We start from the raw sequence: 17,694 nt of genomic DNA, 5'->3' as shown, positions 1-17,694 counted from the left end.
CACGCTCGTCGTGGACGGCGAGGCGCGCCTCCCGCCGCTCGCCGCCGACGAGACCCGCGCCGTCGCGCTCGCGCCGGGCCGGCACCGGGTCGAGCTCCGGGCGAGGGACGGCCGGCGCGCGGCCGTGACGATCGAGGTCGGCGGCGGCGAGACCGCCGCGCTGCTCGGGATCGAGCTGCAGTAGCGCGGGCCGGGGTCCGCGGCGCCGCGGCGTCAGCCGCGCAGCGCGTCGAGCGCCGCCGCGAGGTCCTCGGGCGCCGGCGGGCTCTCGGCGAGGTCGGCGGAGAGCACCGCGACCGTCTCCACGTCGAGCCGGATCCGCTCCCAGTCCTCGGGCGGGACCGACAGGAACGCCTCGACGATCTTCGGGTCGAACTGCGTGCCCGTGCAGCGCGTGATCTCCTCGCGCGCGTGATCGAAGGGACGGGCCCGCCGGTACGGCCGGTCGCTCGTGATCGCGTCGAGCGTGTCCACCACGTGGAAGATGCGCGCCCCGACCACGATCTCCTCGCCGCGCAGGCCGGCGGGGTAGCCGGTGCCGTCCCACTTCTCCTGGTGCTGGAGGACGATGGAGGACGCGGGGCGCAGGTAGTCCACGCGCTGGAGGAGCGCCCAGCCGAGCTCGGGGTGGCGCTTCATCTCGGTCCACTCGTCGGTGGTGAGCGGGCCGGGCTTGAGGAGCACCCGGTCGCGCACGCCGATCTTGCCGATGTCGTGCAGGAGGGCGCCGTGCTCGACGACCGTGAGCTCCGGCTCCTCGAAGCCGAGCTGCCGCGCGAGCCGCCGCGCGAAGAGCGACACGCGCCGCGAGTGCCACTGGGTCTCGGCGTCGCGGTAGTCGAGGGCGGCGATGAGCCCCTCGAGCAGCGCCTGCGTGCGGGCCCGGACCATCTCCTCGAGCCGCGCGTTCATCTCGCGCAGCTGCCCGTTCTGGCGCTGCACCTCGGCGGTGAGCCGCTCGTTCTCGCGCTGGAGCCGCGCCGCCTCGGCCGCCTGCGTCACCGTCGCGATGAGCTCCGTCTGGTGCCAGGGCTTCGAGACGATCCGGTAGACCTCGCCCGAGTTCACCGCCTCGAGGGCGACGCGGAAGTCGTCCGCCGCGGTGCAGAGGATCCGGATCGCGGCCGGGTACCGCGCCCGCGCCTGGTTCAGGAAGGCGACGCCGTCCATCCCCGGCATCATGTAGTCGGAGATGATCACGACCGGGCGCTCCGACTCGAGCGCCTCGAGGGCGGCCTCGGGGGAGGCGTAGCAGCAGGGCGCGAAGCCCGAGCTCTCCAGGATGCGCGCGAGCGCCTTCAGGATGAGCTCGTCGTCGTCCACGACGAGCACGGGCTCGGGCGCGGGCGAGACGCCCGGGCCGGACACTACGAGGGCTGGAGGCGCGACGCGCGAGTCCATCGGGCGCGGATGATAGCGGCTCGCGGCGGGATTCGCATGGGGGACCGCCCGCCCGGCGACGGGTGGGCGGTCCCGGGAACGTCAGAAGCTCTGGAGGAACTCCTCGTTCGTCTCGAACTCGGAGAGCTTCTTGAGGAGCCGCTCCATCGCCTCGACCGGCTTCAGCGAGGCGAGGGCCCCGCGCAGGCGGCGGACCTTCTCGATCTCCTTCGGGGAGAAGAGCTTCTCCTCCTTGCGGGTGCCGGAGGCGCCGATGTCGATGGCCGGGAAGATGCGCCGCTCGGCGAGCTGCCGCGAGAGCACGACCTCCATGTTGCCCGTGCCCTTGAACTCCTCGAAGATCACCTCGTCCATGCGCGACCCGGTGTCGATGAGCGCGGTCGCGATGATGGTGAGCGACCCGCCCTCCTCGGCCTTGCGGGCCGATCCGAACAGCCGCTTGGGCCGCTCGAGCGCGCGCGAGTCGACGCCGCCGGTCAGCGTCCGGCCGGAGGACTCGACCTCCTTGTTGTAGGCGCGCGAGAGGCGGGTGATCGAGTCGAGCAGGATCACGACGTCCTTGCCGCCCTCCACGAGGCGCTTGGACCGCTCGAGGACCATCTCGGCGACGTGGATGTGCTCCTCCGTCGGCCGGTCGTTCGAGGAGCCGATCACCTCGCCCTTGATGTTCCGCTTCATGTCGGTGACCTCCTCGGGCCGCTCGTCCACGAGCAGGACCGTGAGGTGCACGTCCGGGCGGTTCGAGGTGATCGCCTGGGCGATCCGCTGCAGCATGATCGTCTTGCCGGCCTTGGGCGGCGAGGTGATGAGGCCGCGCGCGCCGAGGCCGATGGGGGAGACGAGGTCCAGGACGCGGCCGATCAGCTCGTCCGGGCGCGTCTCCATGACGAGCTTCTCGGTCGGATCGGTCGCGGTGAGGTTGTGGAAGTGGGTGCGCCGGGCGACCGCCATCGGGTCGGTGCCCTCGAGCTGGTCGATGCGCGTGAGCACCCGCTTCATGTTCCGCGTGGCGGCCTGGCCCTTCACGAGCAGCCCGCCCTGCAGGTGCATGCGGTCGATGAGCCAGCGCGGCACCTCGACGTCGAAGGGCTGCGGGAGGTAGCTGCGCTTCACGTCGCGCAGGTAGCCGTTCCCCTTGCCCTCGAACTCGAGGACGCCCTCGACCTCCTCGGTGGCCTCGGGCTGAGCCTGCCCGCCGGGCTGCGCCTGCGGCGCGGGGGCGGTCCCGTTCTGCGCGGGCGCCGCCGCCAGCGGCTGGCCGTTCGGCCCGACCGCCGGTCCACCCTGGCCCTGGGGGCCGCCACGACCTCGGCGACCACGCCGCCGCCGCCGCCGCCGTCCCCCCTGTCCGGGGGCTCCGCCCGGACCGCCGGGCTGCCCGCCGGCCTCGCCCTCATGGGCGGACGCGGTGGGCTGGGAGTTCTGAGGGGCCCCGCTCACGACCGGAGTCGGGGTCTGCTCGTTATCGCTCATGCTGTCGTCTGCTCCGGCAGCGGGGCGAAGGAATCGCCCTCGCGGCACGACCGTCATGCGTCCTGGATTGGCGCCGTTCGCGGCTCGTTGGCAGTCGGTGGGCCGCGAACCGCCGCCCCTGTCGCGTCGCTCGCAGCGCGCCGCGTGTCACGCGACGCGAACTCGCCAGCAACCTGCCGATCAGAGGCTCGTCTACCCGCCGCCGTGAAACGTAAAGCCTTCGCGGAGGGCAGACAAGTCATCACATAGCAAAAAAGATCGCGCAGCGAAAGCTTCGATGCGGCCCCGAGGGGGCCCGCCCGCCCAGCCAGCGGACGCGGCGCCCCTCCGGCCGGTGCTTCACGGCGCGGGTGGTGGGTCCACCCACTCGACGGGCAACGCGAGCACGGGCCCCATCTCCGACACGAGCGAGAGGGCGCGGAGCTCCGGGATCGCGGCGAGCGTGCGCGCGAGCGGGGAGGGCGCGGTGCCGAAGATGCCCACCGAGAACGGGTCCGCCCCGTCCTCGCCGCCCTTGGCCGTGCGGACGATCACGACGTCGTCAGGCGTGAGCCGGGCGCGCTCGCGCGCGAGCTGGATCGCGTCGCGCAGGGAGCCCAGGCCGTCGACGAGGCGCCGCTCCTGCGCCTGGCGGCCGGTCCAGACCCGGCCCCCCGCCACGGTCTCGACCTCGGCGGCCGTGAGCTTTCGCCCCTCCGCCACGCGCGCCACGAACAGCGCGTAGAAGCGCTCGATCTCGCGCTCGACGGCGGCGCGCTCCGGGGCCGACCAGGGCTTCGCGAGGCTCGTGAGCTGCGCGTTCTCGCCCCGCGCCGCGGCCTCGCGGACCACGCCGAGCTTGGCGAGCAGGCCGGAGAGATCGGGCTTCAGGGCGAAGACGCCGATCGAGCCGGTGAGGGTGGAGGGCTCGGCGAGGATCGTGTCGGCCCCGACCGCCACGAGGTACCCGCCGCTCGCCGCGGCGTCGCCCATCGATGCGATGACGGGCTTGCGGCGCCGGGCGCGCTGCACCTCGCGCCAGATCCGGTCCGAGGCGACGCCGTCGCCGCCCGGCGAGTCGATGCGGAGCACGATCGCCTTCACGTCGGAGTCGTCGGCGGCGCGCCGGAGCTGGGCGGCGATGGTCTCCGCGCCGGCGATCGCCGCGACGCCGAGCCGGTCGCCGCGGCTCTTCCCGCCCGCGATCGCCCCCTCCACGCGCACGACCTCCACGTACGCCGCCGGGCCCCAGCGCTGCGCCCGGCGCTCCTCGTCGGGCGAGTAGCCGCCCGTGACCTGCACGCGCCGCTTCGTCACCCGCCGGGCCCAGCCCTCGAGCTCGTCCGGCCACAGCACCGCGTCGAGGAGCCCCTCCGCCTTCGCCTCCTCCGCGCCGAACAGGCCGCGGTCCACGAGCGCGCGCACGCGCTCCTCCGGGACCCGCCGCGCCGCGGCGACGTCCCCGACGAACCGGCCGAAGACGTCGTCGAGCAGCGAGCCGACCATCTCGCGCGCCTCCGGTGATCCCTCCGTCCGGACGAGCGGCTCGGGCGCGCTCTTGTACGCGCCGCGCTTCACCACCTCGAAGGCCACCCCGATCCGCGCGAGCGGCTCCTTCACGAACAGCGTGGAGGTGGAGACGCCGTTCACGAACAGCGTCGAGCCGGGCTGGGCGGCGATCTCGGTCGCGGCGCTCGCGATCCAGTACTCGATGGTGCCGCCCCCGGCCAGGTACGCGAGGACCGGCTTCCTCTCGCGGATGCGCGCCAGCGCCGCGCGCAGCGCCTCGGCGCGGCCGGCGCCCACCCCGAGATCGTCGATGCGGACCGCGACGGCGGCGACCTCGGGATCGTCGCGCGCCGCCTCGAGGCGCGCGAGGAGCCGGCCGTACGGATCCGGCTCTCCGAAGGTGAAGAACAGGAACGTGCGCGGCGGCTCCAGCGCGCGCTCGACGTCGATGGCCGGCACGTCGTGCCCGGTGAACGCGGCGCGGTAGCGCTCGCCCGAGAAGCGCACGCCGACGAGCGAGCCGGTGCGATCGCGCACCGGCACGGCGCCCCCCGTCCAGCCGACGTACGGTCCGTTCCAGGAGAGCGCGACCACCGCGGCGGGCCGGTCGCCGGTGGGCAGCCCCGACCGGAGCGGGAGCTGGAGCTGGGCCGAGACGGCGAGGCCGGACCAGACCTCCGCGCCGAGGCCGGTCGCGAGGTGCGTCACGCGCAGCGCGTCGCGGCGATCGTCGTCGCCGAGGAGATCGAGCGAGAGGGTGAGCCCGTCGCGCCACAGCCGCGTCGCGACGCCGAGGTCGTAGCGGATGGGGAGCGGCTCGCCCGAGAGCCGCGCGTCGCGGTCGCGCATCGCAGCGGCGACGCTGAGCCAGCGCGTCGGCCGAACCGTGAGGCCGACGTCCCAGCTCGAGAGCCGCTCGAGCGCGTCGTCCCGGGAGGCCCAGCGGTTCCAGCCGATCGCCAGCGAGAGGGCGCGCGTGTCGGTGAGGGCGAGGGCGAAGGTCGTCTTGCGGTAGCGCGGCCCGTCGCCGGAGCCGGGGCGGACCCACTGCATGCCGAACCCGACGCCGAGCGGGCCCACGCCGTCGGCGGCGAAGATGGCGTCCGCGCTCGAGCCCGGGGTGACGTCGCGCTCGTGGAACGCCTGCACGGCGAGCCGGGGCACGAACCCCACGCCGGCCGGGTTCACCGCGAGCGCCGTCGGCTCCTCGGCGGCGGCGGCGCCCGGGAGGGGCAGCGAGAGCCCGGCGGGGAGGCCCTGGTCGCGATCGAGCGCGCTCTGGACCTGGGCGCGCGCGGGCAGCGCGGCGGCGGCGATCACCGCGGCGAGCGCGGCCTTCACGTACAGTCTCATGTGGGCTCCGGCGCGGGATTCTACCGGAGCGTCACCCGGGCGGCCGGGACCGGCCGGGGCGGAAGGGGATCCAAGGGGGGCTGCCACCCCTCCCGGCCGAGGCCGCTACTCCTCGTTGCCCGCGTCCTCGACGGTCCGCAGGTGCTCCTCGGCGAGGGGCACGAGGTTGCCGGCCCGGTACTCGCGGAAGACGTCGAGGAGCTGCTCCTTGTGCGGCCGCACCTTCCCGAGCGGGCACTTCTCCCACTCCTTGCGCGGCTCGTCGCAGTAGCCCATGCGCTTGTCGCCGCACTTCGGCTGCAGGTAGCCGCCGATCTCCGGGATGGCCTTCATCACCTCGCGCCGCATGAGCGCGACCATGTGCCGGATCTCCCACTGCGCGCGCCAGCAGAGCCGGAGGTCCGCGATGTGCAGGAGCTCGGTGAAGTTCACCATCACCTGGAAGTTCGTCGGCGTCGCGTTGGGCAGCACGAAGCGGGCGTCCTCGGCGGGGATCCCCTTCTCGAGCGCCAGCTCGTACACGCGGGTGATCTCGCGCATGAGCCGGTCGTACTCGTCCGCCATGCCGTGCGCGTCGCGCCAGGTCTTCGGCATGACGTAGTCGAGCCGCTCCTCCTTGTAGCGGACGTAGCGCTGCGACTGCTGCTCGAACGAGATGCCGATCCGGTGGCGCACGAACTGGTGCGAGAGCGCCCGGGAGACGCCCGAGATCCCGAACCAGAACACCACCTGCTCGAGGGGCGAGGCGTGGCCGGTCTTGAGCCGCTCCGCGATGAACTCGCGGATGGCGTCGGGCGCGATGCGTCCGTCGCGGATCTCGCTCCAGACCTCGCCGGGCGTCTTGGGGGTGTAGCAGGTGCGGTAGGCGCCGTAGAGCTTCGCGAGCGGGTCGCGGGCGTGGTCGATGAGGGTGACTTCGAGCGGCATGGGACGAGCTCTCCGGAGAGGGGCGCGGATTCTATAGCGGCGACCCGACACGGGGGAAAGGGCGGCGGAGGCCCGCGGGCCCGCGTATAGAGGGGCCATGGAGCCGAAGCCCGCCTCCGCGTCCCGCGTCGAGGTCACCCACCTCGTCATGCCGGGCGACGCGAACTCCCACGGCACCGCGTTCGGCGGCATGGTGATGCAGTGGATCGACCTCGCCGCCGGGATGGCGGCGATGCGCCACGCGCGCCTGCCCGTGGTCACGGCGTCGATCGACCAGCTCTCGTTCCTCGCGCCGGTTCCGATCGGCCACATGGCGCTCCTCGTCGCGCGCGTGACCGCGGTGTTCTCGACCTCCATGGAGGTGAACGTCGAGGTCTCGACCGAGGACCCGCGCACCGGCGAGCGGCGCAGGTGCTGCGACGCGTACCTGACCTTCGTGGCGATCGACGACGCCGGGCGGCCCACGCACGTCGCGCCGCTCGTCGCCGAGTCGGACGACGACCGCCGCCGCGAGCGCGGCGCGCGGGTCAGGCGCGAGTCGCGGCTGGGGCTCCGGGCCGCGCTCGCGCGCGAGTGAAGCGGCGGGGGCCACGCCCCGCTCGATCCCTTCAGGCGCCGCGCAGGCGCAGGTAGAGCGTCGCGCCGTCGTAGAACGTGAGCCGCACGGCGCCCGCCTCGACGCGCGCCCCCGGCTCGAGCCGCAGCGGCGCGCGGCCGATGCGCAGCCCGTTCACGCTCGTGCCGTTGGACGAGCCTGCGTCCTCGACGGTCCAGCCGCCGGCACCGTCGCGCCGGAGGACGAGGTGCCGGCGCGAGAGGGTGCCGTCGTCGACCACGATGTCGTTCTCGGGCGCCCGGCCGACCCGGACCTCCGGACCCCCGTTCCTGGCCGCGAGCGCGATGACGAGCGACTCGCCGGCCGCCACGAGCCGCGTGCCGGGGTCGGCGAGCATGGTCTCCCGCCCGGCCGCGGGCGGCCGCCAGGGACCCGCCTCCCATACGAGCCAGTCCTCGGGCCGCTCGCGCTGGAACGACGCGAGGTCGCACCCGGAGTACTTCCTCGTCAGCCAGGAGAGGAGAAAGCTCTTCACGGTGGCCCCCGCCGCGCGCTTCTCCCCGCGAACGGGGCGATGACATCACGGAGGGGCGAGGGGTGTCGAGCCGCAGGGCCACGGGACGCGACCGCCACGTCGTTCCCGTCCCGGACAGCGGCCCCGGCCCGCGCTCAGCCCCGGACGCCGGCCGCGAGGACGGCCGGGAGCGCGGTGAGGCCGCGCGCCTCGAGGCGCGTCAGCCCGCGCCCCAGCGCGTGCGCGGTGCGGTGGCTCGGGAAGTACGGCGGCTTCGGGAACGTCGCGGCCGGATGGCGGATGACCGTCTTCTCGACGCGCTCGAGCATGAGCGCGTTGTGCACGAAGCCGCGGCCGCTCTGGATGTCGGTGAGCGACGCACCGGGGTAGGCGCCCCACGGCGTCGAGCCGAAGGCGAAGCCGTACCCGGCCCAGCAGTTCACGGAGACCGAGCCGTAGCGCAGCCGCCGGACCGCGCGCTCCAGCGCCGCCCCCGTCGTGCGGTCGGAGAGCGTGCGCGGGTGCACGGCGATGTGCGCCGCGAGCGTCCCCCACAGCGTCTCGTTCGCGAGCGTCACCGCGGCGTCGAGGTACTCCAGGGGATCGGCGCTCCCGATCTCGGTCTGCCAGAGCAGGGCGCAGAACGGCTCGTCGCGGAACGCCGCGTCGTCGGGATCGGGCGCGACGCCGCGCACGATCGCCCAGGGGAGCTCGCCCTCCGCCGCCTCCCCGATGCGCCGCACGTCGCCGCGGCCGTCGAGCAGGCGGTGGTAGCTCGAGGCGGAGCCCGGGTACCAGGCGCGGCGGGGCGGCGCGAGCGCGGTGAACCGCTCCACCGCCGCGAGGAACTCGTCGCGCTGGCGCCACCCGCGGGCGGTGACGAGCATCTTGCCGGCGATGCAGTTGTAGGACGCGTTGTGCGTGAGCATCCCCGCGACGCTCTCGGCCTGCGCGGCGAGCGTCCGCGCGTCCCACGCCCCCGGCACGACCAGCACCGGCGTGATGTTCCCGAGCTCGCTCGAGATCTCCTTGCGCAGGAGCGGGTCGTTCCTCGCCATCCGCGCGGCGCGCTCCGGCCCCGGCGGACCCCACACGATGAGGTCGTGCGTGCGATCCGAGCCGGTGATGTGCACCTCGTCCACGCCCGGGTGGTGCGCGAGGTGCCAGCCCTCCTCCGCGCCGCCGTAGACGACGGCGAGGAAGCCGCGCGCGATCGCCTCGGCGAACGCCTCCTCGAAGAGCGGTCCGAGGTACGCGTTCACCGGGTTCATCTTGAGGACGCAGACCTTGCCCTCGTTGAAGAGCTTCGTCACGACGTCCGCGGGCGGGATCGCGTTGATGTTCCCCGCGCCGAGCACGAGGCAGACCTCGCCGTCGTGGTCGGGCGCCTTGTGAAAGCGCGCGCGGCCCTCGTCGAGCTCGGTCTTCCCGACGCCTTCCTCGAGGTGCACCTCGGCGCTGACGCCCCTGAAGAGCGCACGATCGGTGGGGGAGGCGGGGAAGACACGGACCGTGAGGCGCCCGTCGAGCGTCTCGCCGACGGCGCCGATGGGCGTGTTGCCGCGCGCCGCGAGCGCCTGGAGCGAGCGGACGACGAGGCGGAGCTGGCGGAGGACGACGTACGGCCCGCTCAGCCACTCCTCCCCGGCGACGGGGGAGTCGAGCGGGATGCCCTTCGCCGCGCAGGCCGCCGCGACGGCGCGCTCGGCGGTGCGCTCGAGGCCGCGCGCCATGGAGCGCGCCAGGGCGATGCGCTCGGAGAGCGACGCGCGCGCCCAGATCGGCGCGCCGTCGCGCAGGCGCGCCACGGCCTCGTCGAGGCGGCGCGGATCGGTGACGGGAGACGGGGCGGCTGCCGGACGCGTCATCGGGCGTTCTCCGCCCGCGATCGTAAGGGATCTCCCGGCTCGCCGCTCGAAACTTCCGGTGCCGGGGCGCACGCCCGGGGGCGACCCGCCGCGCGCGGCGCGGCGATCGTCCCGGGATCACGCTCGGTCGCTCAGGCGGGCTCGGCCCGGCGCAGCGTCGCGAGCGTCACCTCGGGCGGCGCGTTGACGCGGACGCGGATCCCGGACATGCCGATCCCGCGGTTCACGTAGAGCTGGACCCCGCCGTCCAGCGCGTAGCGGCCGCGCAGGAACGGCTCGTGGACGATGGCCGAGAGGAACAGCGGCGTGAAGATCGGGATGTTGATCTGGCCGCCGTGCGTGTGGCCCGAGAGGCAGAGGGTCGGGCGGCCGAGGCGCTGGAGCTTCTCCGCCGTGCGCGGCCCGTGCGCGAGCACGAGCGGCGTCGGGCCGGCGAGCCCTCTCAGCGCCTTCCCGACGTCGTCGCGCCGGGTGAGGTGGTCGCCCACCCCGACGACGGGGAGCGGGGCGCCCCGCAGCCGCACGGTGGTCCAGGCGTTCTCGAGGACCTCGTAGCCGTGGCCCCGGAGCGCCGCGGCCGCGCCCTCCGGATCGACCCACACGTCGTGGTTCCCGAGCACGGCGATCGTGGGCGCGGCGAGGCCGCCGAGCAGCTCGTGCATCGGATCGAGCTCGCGGCGGGAGTGCGAGAGGTAGTCGCCGGTGAGGACGACGAGGTCGGGCTGGAAGGCGTTCGCCTCCTCGATCGCGGCGCGGACGACCTCCGCGGGCGTCCGCGGCCCGACGTGGAGATCCGAGAGCTGCGCGACGCGCAGGCCGTGGTGCGCGGGATCGAGGCCCGGCACGTCGAACGTCACACGCTCCGGCGTGGGCGCCGCGTGGCGGGCCTCGGCGGCGGACGGGAAGGCGCCGAGCGCGCCGGCGGCGCCGACGAGCGCCGCGCCCCTCAAGAACCCTCTCCGCCCGAAGCTCCGCTCCATCCGCGCTCGCGCTCCCTCGCCGGCCGCGCGGCATCGCGCTCGCGCCCCGGAACACTGGAACGCCCCGGGGCCGGCGGCGATTCCTTGGGCGGGGCGGGTCGTGGGGGCGTGCGGGGGCTCGCGCGGCAGGAGCGCGCGGCCCGCACGGCGGCGCGCCGGGTCCCCGGCCCGCTCGGGCGCCCCGGCGGGCGCGCGGTTGACGGAGCGCGGGGGCGCGGCTATCGAGCGCGGAGGAGAGGAGCGGGCCTTGAGCATCATCCTCGATCCGGCGCCGGACTTCAGGGCCGCGGCCGCCATCGGACTTCGCCAGGCGAGGTGCGCGAGGTGGCGCTCGGCGACTACGCCGGCCGCTGGCTCGTGCTGGTCTTCTACCCGCGCGACTTCACCCCCGTGTGTCCGACGGAGCTGCTCGAGCTGTCGCGCCGCGCGCGCGAGCTCTCGGAGCTCCGCGCCGAGGTCCTCGCCGTCTCGGTGGACGACGTGGAGACGCACCAGCGCTGGATCCGCGAGGTGCTCGGCCCCGTCGCCTTCCCGCTCGCGGCCGACCCGGCGGGCGCGATGAGCCGCGCCTACGGCGCCTTCCTCGAGCGCGCCGGCGTGGCGGCGCGCGCCACGTTCCTCGTGGACCCCGAGGGAATCGTCCAGTACGCCGCGTTCCACAACCTGGAGGTGGGCCGCTCGCCCTCGGAGATCCTGCGCGTGCTCGAGGCGCTGAGGACGCGCGAGCGGGTGCCCGCCGAGTGGCGGCGCGGCGAGCCTACGCTCGGGCGTTGAGGCGCGTCGCGCTGCGGGAAGGAATCACTTGGCGTGAACGCGGCGCGGCCACGCTCGACGCCGCGGCGCCCGCGTCGTCGAGACCGGTGCTCCGTCGGGCGCGGCTCACTTGCCGAGCAGGTTTGCGGGCGGCACGCCCAGCGCCTTGGCCATCTTCTCGATGGTCTCCAGCGGTGGAGAGCGCTGCCCGCGCTCGAGCATCGAGACGTACGAGACGGAGATCCCGACCTTGTCGGCCAGCGCCTTCTGGGAAAGCTTCTTCTTGGCCCGCAGGCGGCGCACGTTGCCAGCGAATCGCGTCAGGAGATCCATGCGAAACCCTTAGCAAAGTGACCCCGCGTGCTCATTGTCCTTTTCGGGGTGCCCCCCGGGCGTCCTCGACGCTGAGTGACGCGGTTACTAGTGTCTTTTTGTCCCACGACCAAAGGAGGACTCGAATGGCAGCGAAGCCAAAGGCCGTCTGGCGGCTGGAGGTCGGCGACGAGGCGCCCGACTTCGAGCTGATGGCGACCGGCAGCACTGCGGGTAAAGGCGACACGAAGCGGAAGATCCGGCTCTCCGACTATCGTGGCAAGAAGAACGTGGTGCTGGCGTTCTACCCGGCCGCCTACACCCCCGTCTGAACCGTCCAGATGCCCTCGTACGAGGAGGATCTCTCCGAGTTCGAGCGGCGGAATGCCCAGGTCCTGGGCATCAGCACGGATCAGGTCCACACCAACGAGGCGTGGGCGAAGTCGATGGGCGGGCTGTCGTTCCCGCTCCTGTCCGATCACTGGCCGCACGGCTACGTGGCGGCCCTCTACGGCGTCCTCCGCGGCGAGAACGGCATCTGCGAGCGCGCGATCTTCGTCGTCGACAAGCAGGGGAAGGTTGCCTACATCGACATCCACGACATCGGCGAGCAGCCCCCCACCGACAAGATCATGGCGGCGCTCGACAAGCTGAAGTAGCGGAGGGCGGATGCCGCAAGGAGCCGAGCCGAAGCCGCTCGAGCTGTCCCGTTACTGCGTGCCGTTCACGCCGTTCCAGGGGAAGCTCGAGGACGCCGCGATCTGCATCGTCTCGACGGCCGGGGTCCGGCTCGCGAGCGACGTGCCGTTCGTCACCGACGGCGACGCCACCTGGCGCGTCATCGGGGGAGACGCGGAGGCGAAGGACCTCCGCTACGACGACACGCACTACGACCACGCCTGCGTGGATCGCGATCTCAACTGCGTGTTCCCCATCGACCGGGTGCGCGAGCTCGCGCGCGAGGGGCGGGTGGGCGGCCTCACCGAGCGCCACTTCTCGCTCGGCTTCAGCCAGGCGCTCCGCGAGCTGCGCGAGAAGACCATCCCCGCGCTCGTGCGCGAGGTGGACCGCGAGCGCCCCGGCGCCGTGCTCCTCACCGGCGGCTGACGCCTCTGCCACCGCACGGTGGTCACCGTGCAGCGGATGATCGAGCTCGTGGGCATCCCGACCGTCGTCGTGACGGTCGAGCCGGAGGAGACGCGGCAGGCGCGGCCTCCGCGCGCGCTCTGCCCCCGCGGCTTCGTGGTGGGCCACTCGCTCGGACGCCCGTCCGACACCGCGCTCCAGAAGTGGATCCTCATGGACGCGCTCGGGCTGCTCGTCGGGGAGCCGCGCCCGGGCGAGGTGATCGAGCGGGACTACGCCTGAACCCCGCTGGCGGTCCCCGATCACCACCCGTGGTCGGGAACCGCCGCGGTTCAGGCACGATCCGGTCGGGGCTCGCGCCGTCCCGTCACGGACCGTCGTAGGCGGTCACGGCACCCGGCCCGAACCTCGACTCGAGGTGGGCCATGTACACCACGCGAGGGCTCGCCCAGCGGTCGATCTGGATCGACCGCACGGGCCCCCGCGCGAAGGCCGGCACCGAGTCCGGGGGGAGGTCCTGCACCCACGCGCCGTTCCGGTAGCGCCCGAAGCCGCCCCAGGCGAACCCCACCCACACCGAGCCGTCGGACGGATCGCACGCGACGGCGAGCGCGCCGCCCGCGCCGGCGGGGACGCCGACGGTGCTGAAGGTGGAGGCGCCCTTGCGCAGGAAGGCGAGGCCGTGCGCGTCCGAGCCGACCCACATCGTCCCGTCGTCGCAGAACGAGATCGACTGCACGCTGTCGCGCTTCGTGGCGTCCGCCGGATCCGCGTCCGAGCTCCAGATCCAGAGGTAGGGGCTGGGCGGCGACTGGTTCCCCCACCACGGGCCGTGGAAGTTCTGCGACAGCTCCGGCCGCCGCATCGAGGCGTAGCCGGGGAGGCTCGCCGTGCGGAACTGGTTCGCGTACCAGGGCACGTTCGTGGTGGGGTCGAACGCGAGCGCCCACGCCTCGCCGGTGAGGAACTCGCCGTGCGCGTAGATCGCGGGGTGCTCGTGCTCGAACACGCCCTTCGCGTCCTCCCAGGCCGGGTCGCCGCGGGTGAGGTCCTGGAGGCCGCGCGCGTCGGGGTTCGCGACGAGGATCGAGATCGTGGCGTGCGTGCCGCCCAGGAGCGCGTCGCCGTACGAGAGCGAGCGGCCCTTGTCGTGGTTCACGACGATGCGCTGCACCTGACGCAGCTTCCGGCGGCCGCCGAGCATGAACGGATCCCAGCCGTAGCACTGGGTGTCGTTCGAGCCCTCCACGAAGAACTCGCACACGTAGCCCGGGGGCGTCGCGATCCGGACGTGCCGCTCGCGCGCGAGCGTCGTGCCGTCGAACGTGACGACGTCGGCGCCCCCGGAGTCGACCGCCCAGTCGGCGTCCGTGTCGCCGTCGGTGCCGACGCCCTTGAAGCCGATGATCGCCTTGTTCGGCGTCGAGCCCGCGACCGAGATGACCGGGCACGTGACGGCGGGATCGGACGGGGTCGCGTTCGCGATCTGCGCCGCGTCGTGGCAGTTCTTCGTCAGCCCGGCGGCGTCCGCGTCGAAGCGCTTGAAGTCCTGGGCGGCGCGGGACTTCGCGTAGACGGCGGCGTCGCCGCCCGCGACGTAGACGTTGCCGGCCTCGTCCGCGGAGACGTCGCTCACCTTGGCCGGGAGCCCCTGCTCGGCGCCCCAGAACCGGAAGGCGCCGACGACGACCGGCGCCTTCACCGCCGGGGCACCGCCTCCGCCGCCGCCACCTCCCGTGCCGCCTCCGGTCCCGCCCCCCGTGTCGCCGCCGGTGCCGCCGCCGCCCGTGTCGGCCGGGGTCTTGGTGCCGCCGCCTCCGCCGCCGCCGCACGCGGTCAGCGCAGCCGCCGCGAGCACCGCCGCCCAACGCCGCATCCCGGCCATCCGCCGTCTCCCGCGCGCCCGCCCGGACGCCGGGCCGACGGGCCCTCCGGCACGCACGCGCAAGAAAAGCTGGCCCGAGCGACACGGTCCGCCAAGCCGGGGCGCCGGGGGCAGCACTCCGGGTGAGACCTCCCACGCTCGGACGGGGGGCGCGATCTGGCGCGCGCGGCCCGGCGCGGTCACAATCGGGCCATGCTGCAGGGAGACCTCGCGACCTTTCCCCTCGCCGAGCTGTTCCAGTGGCTCGATCAGAGCAGGCGCTCGGGGATCGTCGAGCTCGACGCGGGCGAGGGGACGCCGTTCTGGCTGCACGTCGTCGACCGCCGCATCGTCGCGGCGGCGCGCCCACCGTCCGAGCCGTCGGCGCTCGGCACGCTCGCCCGCTGGTCGCACTCGGAGCCGCCGGAGTCGCTCTGGCCGGAGGCGTGCGCCGACCGGATCGTCGATCTCTTCCTCGCGCCACCAGGGGGCCGGTTCACGCTCATCGTGGACGCCGGCGGCTTCGAGGACGGGGTCCGCCTCGACGTGGGGCTCGGCCAGATGGCGCTCGAGGGCCTGCGGCGGCTCGACGAGTGGCCCGAGCTCGACCGGCGCTACCCGTCGGACACGGCCGCGCTCGTCGCGGAGGAGGGCGCCGCACGCCCGCGCACGCCGGGGCAGCGCGCGCTGCTGGAGGCGGCGCGGCGCCGCGCGTCGATCGCCGAGGCGCGCCTCGCGCTGGCCCTCTCGCGCGCCGCGGTGCTCCGCCGGATCGAGACGCTCCGCGCCCTCGGCCTCGCGCGCGTCGAGGGCGTGTCCGCGCACCCGGACCCGGTGGCGTCACTGGTGGCGAAGGCACAGCTGCTCGTCGACGCGCGCCAGTTCGACGAGGCGGGCATCGTGTTCCGGAGCCTGCTCGCCGCGGATCCTTCCGACAGGCGCGTCCGCGCGCTCCTGCGCGAGGCCGAGCGCGAGCAGGTCGCCGTGCTCTACGCGGAGCTGTCCCCGGTCGCGGTCCCCGTCCTCCTGGCCGGGCCCGCGGCGCTCGACGGGCCGGCGGCGCGGCGGCTCGGCCCGACGGACCGCGAGGTCGCGGGCCGCCTGAACGGCAAGTGGGACGTCGCGAGCATCGCGCTCGCGAGCCCGCTGCGGGAGGTCGAGACGCTGAAGGCGCTCCGCAAGCTCGTCCGGCTCGGGCTCGTCGAGCTGCGCGAGGCCTGAGGCGCGGGGCGAGGGAGCTCGGCGATCCGACGCGAGCGCGCAGGGCGTCACGCGCGCGCCGTGACAGGGGCGTGACCCTCCGATGGCAGGATCCAACCGCTCTGGAGGGCACACCATGATCGACACCGCCTCGCACGACGCTCCGCGCGCCGCAGAGAAGCCGCTCCTGCGCGGCGTGTCCCACGAGATCGCCGCGTTCGTCGCGCTCGCCGCGTGGATCGCGCTCGCGCTCGTCTCGCCGTCGGCGCGCGCCCGCGCCGCCGCGAACGTCTACGGGGCGAGCCTCTTCACCCTGTTCGCCGTGAGCGCGCTCTACCACCGGCCGACCTGGCCGCCGCGCGCGCGGCGCTGGATGCGACGGCTCGATCACTCGGCGATCTTCCTCCTCATCGCCGGAACGTACACGCCGTTCTGCCTGGTCCTCGGCGGCGCGCGCGGCGAGGCGCTCCTCGCGATCGCGTGGGGCGGGGCGGCGCTCGGCATCCTCCAGTCGATCCTGTGGGTCCGCGCGCCGAAGCCCCTCATCGCGGTGATCTACGTGCTGCTCGGCTGGGTGATCCTCCCGGTGATGCCCGCGCTCGTGGCGCGCCTCGGCCCGGGCGCGATCGCGCTGCTCGGCGCCGGCGGGATCGCCTACAGCCTGGGCGCGGTGGTCTACGCGACGCGGCGTCCGGATCCGTTCCCGCGCGTGTTCGGGTACCACGAGATCTTCCACGCGCTCGTGGTGGTCGCGGCGGGGCTCCACCTCGCCGTCACGGCGCGGGCGCTCTTCTCGCTGTAGCCGATGCTAGCGGCCGGCGGCCCGGGCCGCTGCCTTCACCTTCGCGGCGACGAGGACGTAGAGCGCGAAGAGCGCGTCCCGCTCGGTGACCGCCGCGTCCGGCATCGCCGCGATGCGCGCGAGCCGGAGCAGCTCGTGCGGGTCGAGCCCGAGCCGCGCGGCCCGCCCGTCCTCCGCGGGCACCCGCGCCAGCACCGCGGCCACGCCGTCCGCGGCGATGCGCGCGGCCTCGCCGTAGGTCCGCTCGCGCAGCGCGTGCTCGGTGGCGGCGATCGCCGCGCCCTCTCCCGGGAAGAGCCGCGCGAAGGACACCGGGGCGAGCGCCGCCGGATCGGCCGGCCCGGAGGCCTCGGCCGCCGCGGAGAGCTGGGAGGCGAGCTCCGACCCGCCGCCGGAGAGCTCGAGCGGCCGCGGCGTCGCGCGGCGCGCGGGCTGGCGCGAGCGCAGGTCCTTCACCACGAGGCGGGTGATCTCCTTCAGCCCGGCGAAGACCCCGACGCCGCGGCTCGCGATGCTCTCGACCTCGGGCGCGCCGTGGCGGTTCAGGGCGGCGCGGAGGTCCTCCACCGGCAGCGCGCCGGGGAGATCGCGCTTGTTGTACTGGAGCACGTGGGGGAACTCGGCGAGGGAGATGCCGAGCTCGCCGAGGTTCGTGGCGAGGTTGTCGATGGACTCCGCGTTCGTGTCCCGCGCCGCCGGCTGGGAGTCCGCCACGAACACGACCCCGTCGGCGCCGTTCAGCACGAGCTTGCGGGTCGCGTCGTAGAACACCTGGCCCGGCACCGTGTAGATCTGGAGCCTGAGCGTGAGCCCCCGCACCTGCTCGATCTTGAGGGGCAGGAAGTCGAAGAAGAGGGTGCGATCACCCTCCGTCGAGAGCGACACGAGCTGGCCGCGCGTCTCCGGGCGGACGCTCTCGTAGATCTGGTGGAGGCTCGTCGTCTTCCCGGACAGGCCGGGGCCGTAATAGACGATCTTCGCCGAGATCTCCCGCGCGAGCGGGTTGACGGTGGACACGGCCGGCATCATAGCCCCGGGCGATCGGGGGGGCGACTTCGCCGCAGGCGCGAAGGTCCGCTCCCGGCGCCTCGGGAGAGGCGGCACGGGCGGGCGCGGC

Annotated in this window: 16 protein-coding genes and 1 pseudogene; 7 read left to right on the top strand and 10 right to left on the bottom strand. The window is 74.2% G+C overall.

Annotation, left to right across the window (positions count from 1 at the left end):
* Window positions 1-184 (top strand): annotated as a pseudogene (locus MNZ39_RS06150) (serine/threonine protein kinase); the annotation flags it as partial.
* A gap of 29 nt (window positions 185-213) precedes the next feature.
* Here MNZ39_RS06150 and MNZ39_RS06145 read toward each other — a convergent pair.
* The 4 genes from MNZ39_RS06145 to thyX all read right to left on the bottom strand — a co-directional run bounded on the left by MNZ39_RS06145 (window position 214) and on the right by thyX (window position 6,642).
* A complete protein-coding gene (locus MNZ39_RS06145; RefSeq protein ID WP_242336089.1) occupies window positions 214-1,401 on the bottom strand; it encodes an HD domain-containing phosphohydrolase in 1,188 nt (395 codons plus the stop codon).
* Window positions 1,402-1,482: 81 nt separating this feature from the next.
* Window positions 1,483-2,874 carry a transcription termination factor Rho gene (rho, locus tag MNZ39_RS06140; RefSeq protein ID WP_242336086.1) on the bottom strand — a complete coding sequence of 464 codons (1,392 nt, stop codon included), beginning with the start codon at window positions 2,872-2,874 and terminating at the stop codon, window positions 1,483-1,485.
* A 339-nt stretch (window positions 2,875-3,213) separates the two neighbouring features.
* Window positions 3,214-5,715 carry a signal peptide peptidase SppA gene (gene sppA, locus MNZ39_RS06135; protein ID WP_242336083.1) on the bottom strand — a complete coding sequence of 834 codons (2,502 nt, stop codon included), beginning with the start codon at window positions 5,713-5,715 and terminating at the stop codon, window positions 3,214-3,216.
* A gap of 105 nt (window positions 5,716-5,820) precedes the next feature.
* The gene (gene thyX / locus MNZ39_RS06130) at window positions 5,821-6,642 is read right to left on the bottom strand and encodes an FAD-dependent thymidylate synthase (RefSeq protein WP_242336080.1); all 822 of its coding nucleotides are present in this window, start codon (window positions 6,640-6,642) and stop codon (window positions 5,821-5,823) included.
* A 97-nt stretch (window positions 6,643-6,739) separates the two neighbouring features.
* Here thyX and MNZ39_RS06125 point away from each other — a divergent pair, with 97 nt between their 5' ends.
* Window positions 6,740-7,219, top strand: a complete 480-nt coding sequence (locus tag MNZ39_RS06125) for an acyl-CoA thioesterase (RefSeq protein ID WP_242336077.1) — start codon at window positions 6,740-6,742, stop codon at window positions 7,217-7,219.
* 31 nt (window positions 7,220-7,250) lie between these two features.
* Here the strand turns inward: MNZ39_RS06125 and MNZ39_RS06120 are convergent, their stop codons facing one another.
* From MNZ39_RS06120 to MNZ39_RS06110, 3 genes are all read right to left on the bottom strand, one after another.
* Window positions 7,251-7,733, bottom strand: coding sequence for an FHA domain-containing protein (locus tag MNZ39_RS06120; RefSeq protein ID WP_242336074.1), 483 nt, complete (start codon window positions 7,731-7,733; stop codon window positions 7,251-7,253).
* Window positions 7,734-7,867: 134 nt separating this feature from the next.
* Window positions 7,868-9,580: an aldehyde dehydrogenase family protein gene (locus MNZ39_RS06115; RefSeq protein ID WP_242336070.1), complete on the bottom strand. Its 1,713-nt coding sequence runs from the start codon at window positions 9,578-9,580 to the stop codon at window positions 7,868-7,870.
* Window positions 9,581-9,711: 131 nt separating this feature from the next.
* Window positions 9,712-10,530 (bottom strand): metallophosphoesterase, encoded by an 819-nt coding sequence (locus MNZ39_RS06110; protein WP_242336066.1) that lies wholly within the window; start codon window positions 10,528-10,530, stop codon window positions 9,712-9,714.
* 354 nt (window positions 10,531-10,884) lie between these two features.
* Here MNZ39_RS06110 and MNZ39_RS06105 point away from each other — a divergent pair, with 354 nt between their 5' ends.
* Window positions 10,885-11,334, top strand: a complete 450-nt coding sequence (locus tag MNZ39_RS06105) for a peroxiredoxin (protein ID WP_242336064.1) — start codon at window positions 10,885-10,887, stop codon at window positions 11,332-11,334.
* Between the two features lie 105 nt (window positions 11,335-11,439).
* On the opposite strand, the gene MNZ39_RS06100 is transcribed toward MNZ39_RS06105, so the two are convergent.
* The gene (locus MNZ39_RS06100) at window positions 11,440-11,646 is read right to left on the bottom strand and encodes a helix-turn-helix domain-containing protein (protein WP_011985507.1); all 207 of its coding nucleotides are present in this window, start codon (window positions 11,644-11,646) and stop codon (window positions 11,440-11,442) included.
* A 125-nt stretch (window positions 11,647-11,771) separates the two neighbouring features.
* On the opposite strand from MNZ39_RS06100, the gene MNZ39_RS06095 reads away from it, so the two are divergent.
* On the top strand, window positions 11,772-12,284 hold the full coding sequence (locus tag MNZ39_RS06095) for a peroxiredoxin (protein ID WP_242336061.1): 513 nt from the start codon (window positions 11,772-11,774) through the stop codon (window positions 12,282-12,284).
* A 10-nt stretch (window positions 12,285-12,294) separates the two neighbouring features.
* Window positions 12,295-12,993 carry a selenoprotein B gene (locus MNZ39_RS24260; protein ID WP_243337394.1) on the top strand — a complete coding sequence of 233 codons (699 nt, stop codon included), beginning with the start codon at window positions 12,295-12,297 and terminating at the stop codon, window positions 12,991-12,993.
* Between the two features lie 85 nt (window positions 12,994-13,078).
* On the opposite strand, the gene MNZ39_RS06080 is transcribed toward MNZ39_RS24260, so the two are convergent.
* Window positions 13,079-14,587: a hypothetical protein gene (locus tag MNZ39_RS06080; RefSeq protein ID WP_242336055.1), complete on the bottom strand. Its 1,509-nt coding sequence runs from the start codon at window positions 14,585-14,587 to the stop codon at window positions 13,079-13,081.
* Between the two features lie 201 nt (window positions 14,588-14,788).
* On the opposite strand from MNZ39_RS06080, the gene MNZ39_RS06075 reads away from it, so the two are divergent.
* Together MNZ39_RS06075 and MNZ39_RS06070 are read left to right on the top strand one after the other, a co-directional pair.
* On the top strand, window positions 14,789-15,796 hold the full coding sequence (locus tag MNZ39_RS06075; protein ID WP_242336052.1) for a DUF4388 domain-containing protein: 1,008 nt from the start codon (window positions 14,789-14,791) through the stop codon (window positions 15,794-15,796).
* Window positions 15,797-15,911: 115 nt separating this feature from the next.
* Entirely contained in the window at window positions 15,912-16,577 is a 666-nt protein-coding gene (locus MNZ39_RS06070) for a hemolysin III family protein (protein ID WP_242336048.1), read from the top strand.
* 6 nt (window positions 16,578-16,583) lie between these two features.
* On the opposite strand, the gene MNZ39_RS06065 is transcribed toward MNZ39_RS06070, so the two are convergent.
* Entirely contained in the window at window positions 16,584-17,594 is a 1,011-nt protein-coding gene (locus tag MNZ39_RS06065; RefSeq protein WP_242336045.1) for an ATP/GTP-binding protein, read from the bottom strand.
* Window positions 17,595-17,694: the final 100 nt, after the last annotated feature.

Source organism: Anaeromyxobacter sp. SG66 (genome assembly GCF_022690805.1).
Classification (GTDB): Bacteria; Myxococcota; Myxococcia; order Myxococcales; family Anaeromyxobacteraceae; genus Anaeromyxobacter; species Anaeromyxobacter soli.
This window is presented reverse-complemented; position numbering and strand designations above follow the sequence as displayed.

Bases quoted from the DNA above. Each gene is read 5' to 3' on its own strand.
- MNZ39_RS06145 (WP_242336089.1), bottom strand. From the start codon at position 1,401: ATGGACTCGCGCGTCGCGCCTCCAGCCCTCGTAGTGTCCGGCCCGGGC.
- rho (WP_242336086.1), bottom strand. From the start codon at position 2,874: ATGAGCGATAACGAGCAGACCCCGACTCCGGTCGTGAGCGGGGCCCCT.
- sppA (WP_242336083.1), bottom strand. From the start codon at position 5,715: ATGAGACTGTACGTGAAGGCCGCGCTCGCCGCGGTGATCGCCGCCGCC.
- thyX (WP_242336080.1), bottom strand. From the start codon at position 6,642: ATGCCGCTCGAAGTCACCCTCATCGACCACGCCCGCGACCCGCTCGCG.
- MNZ39_RS06125 (WP_242336077.1), top strand. From the start codon at position 6,740: ATGGAGCCGAAGCCCGCCTCCGCGTCCCGCGTCGAGGTCACCCACCTC.
- MNZ39_RS06115 (WP_242336070.1), bottom strand. From the start codon at position 9,580: ATGACGCGTCCGGCAGCCGCCCCGTCTCCCGTCACCGATCCGCGCCGC.
- MNZ39_RS06100 (WP_011985507.1), bottom strand. From the start codon at position 11,646: ATGGATCTCCTGACGCGATTCGCTGGCAACGTGCGCCGCCTGCGGGCC.
- MNZ39_RS06080 (WP_242336055.1), bottom strand. From the start codon at position 14,587: ATGCGGCGTTGGGCGGCGGTGCTCGCGGCGGCTGCGCTGACCGCGTGC.
- MNZ39_RS06075 (WP_242336052.1), top strand. From the start codon at position 14,789: ATGCTGCAGGGAGACCTCGCGACCTTTCCCCTCGCCGAGCTGTTCCAG.
- MNZ39_RS06070 (WP_242336048.1), top strand. From the start codon at position 15,912: ATGATCGACACCGCCTCGCACGACGCTCCGCGCGCCGCAGAGAAGCCG.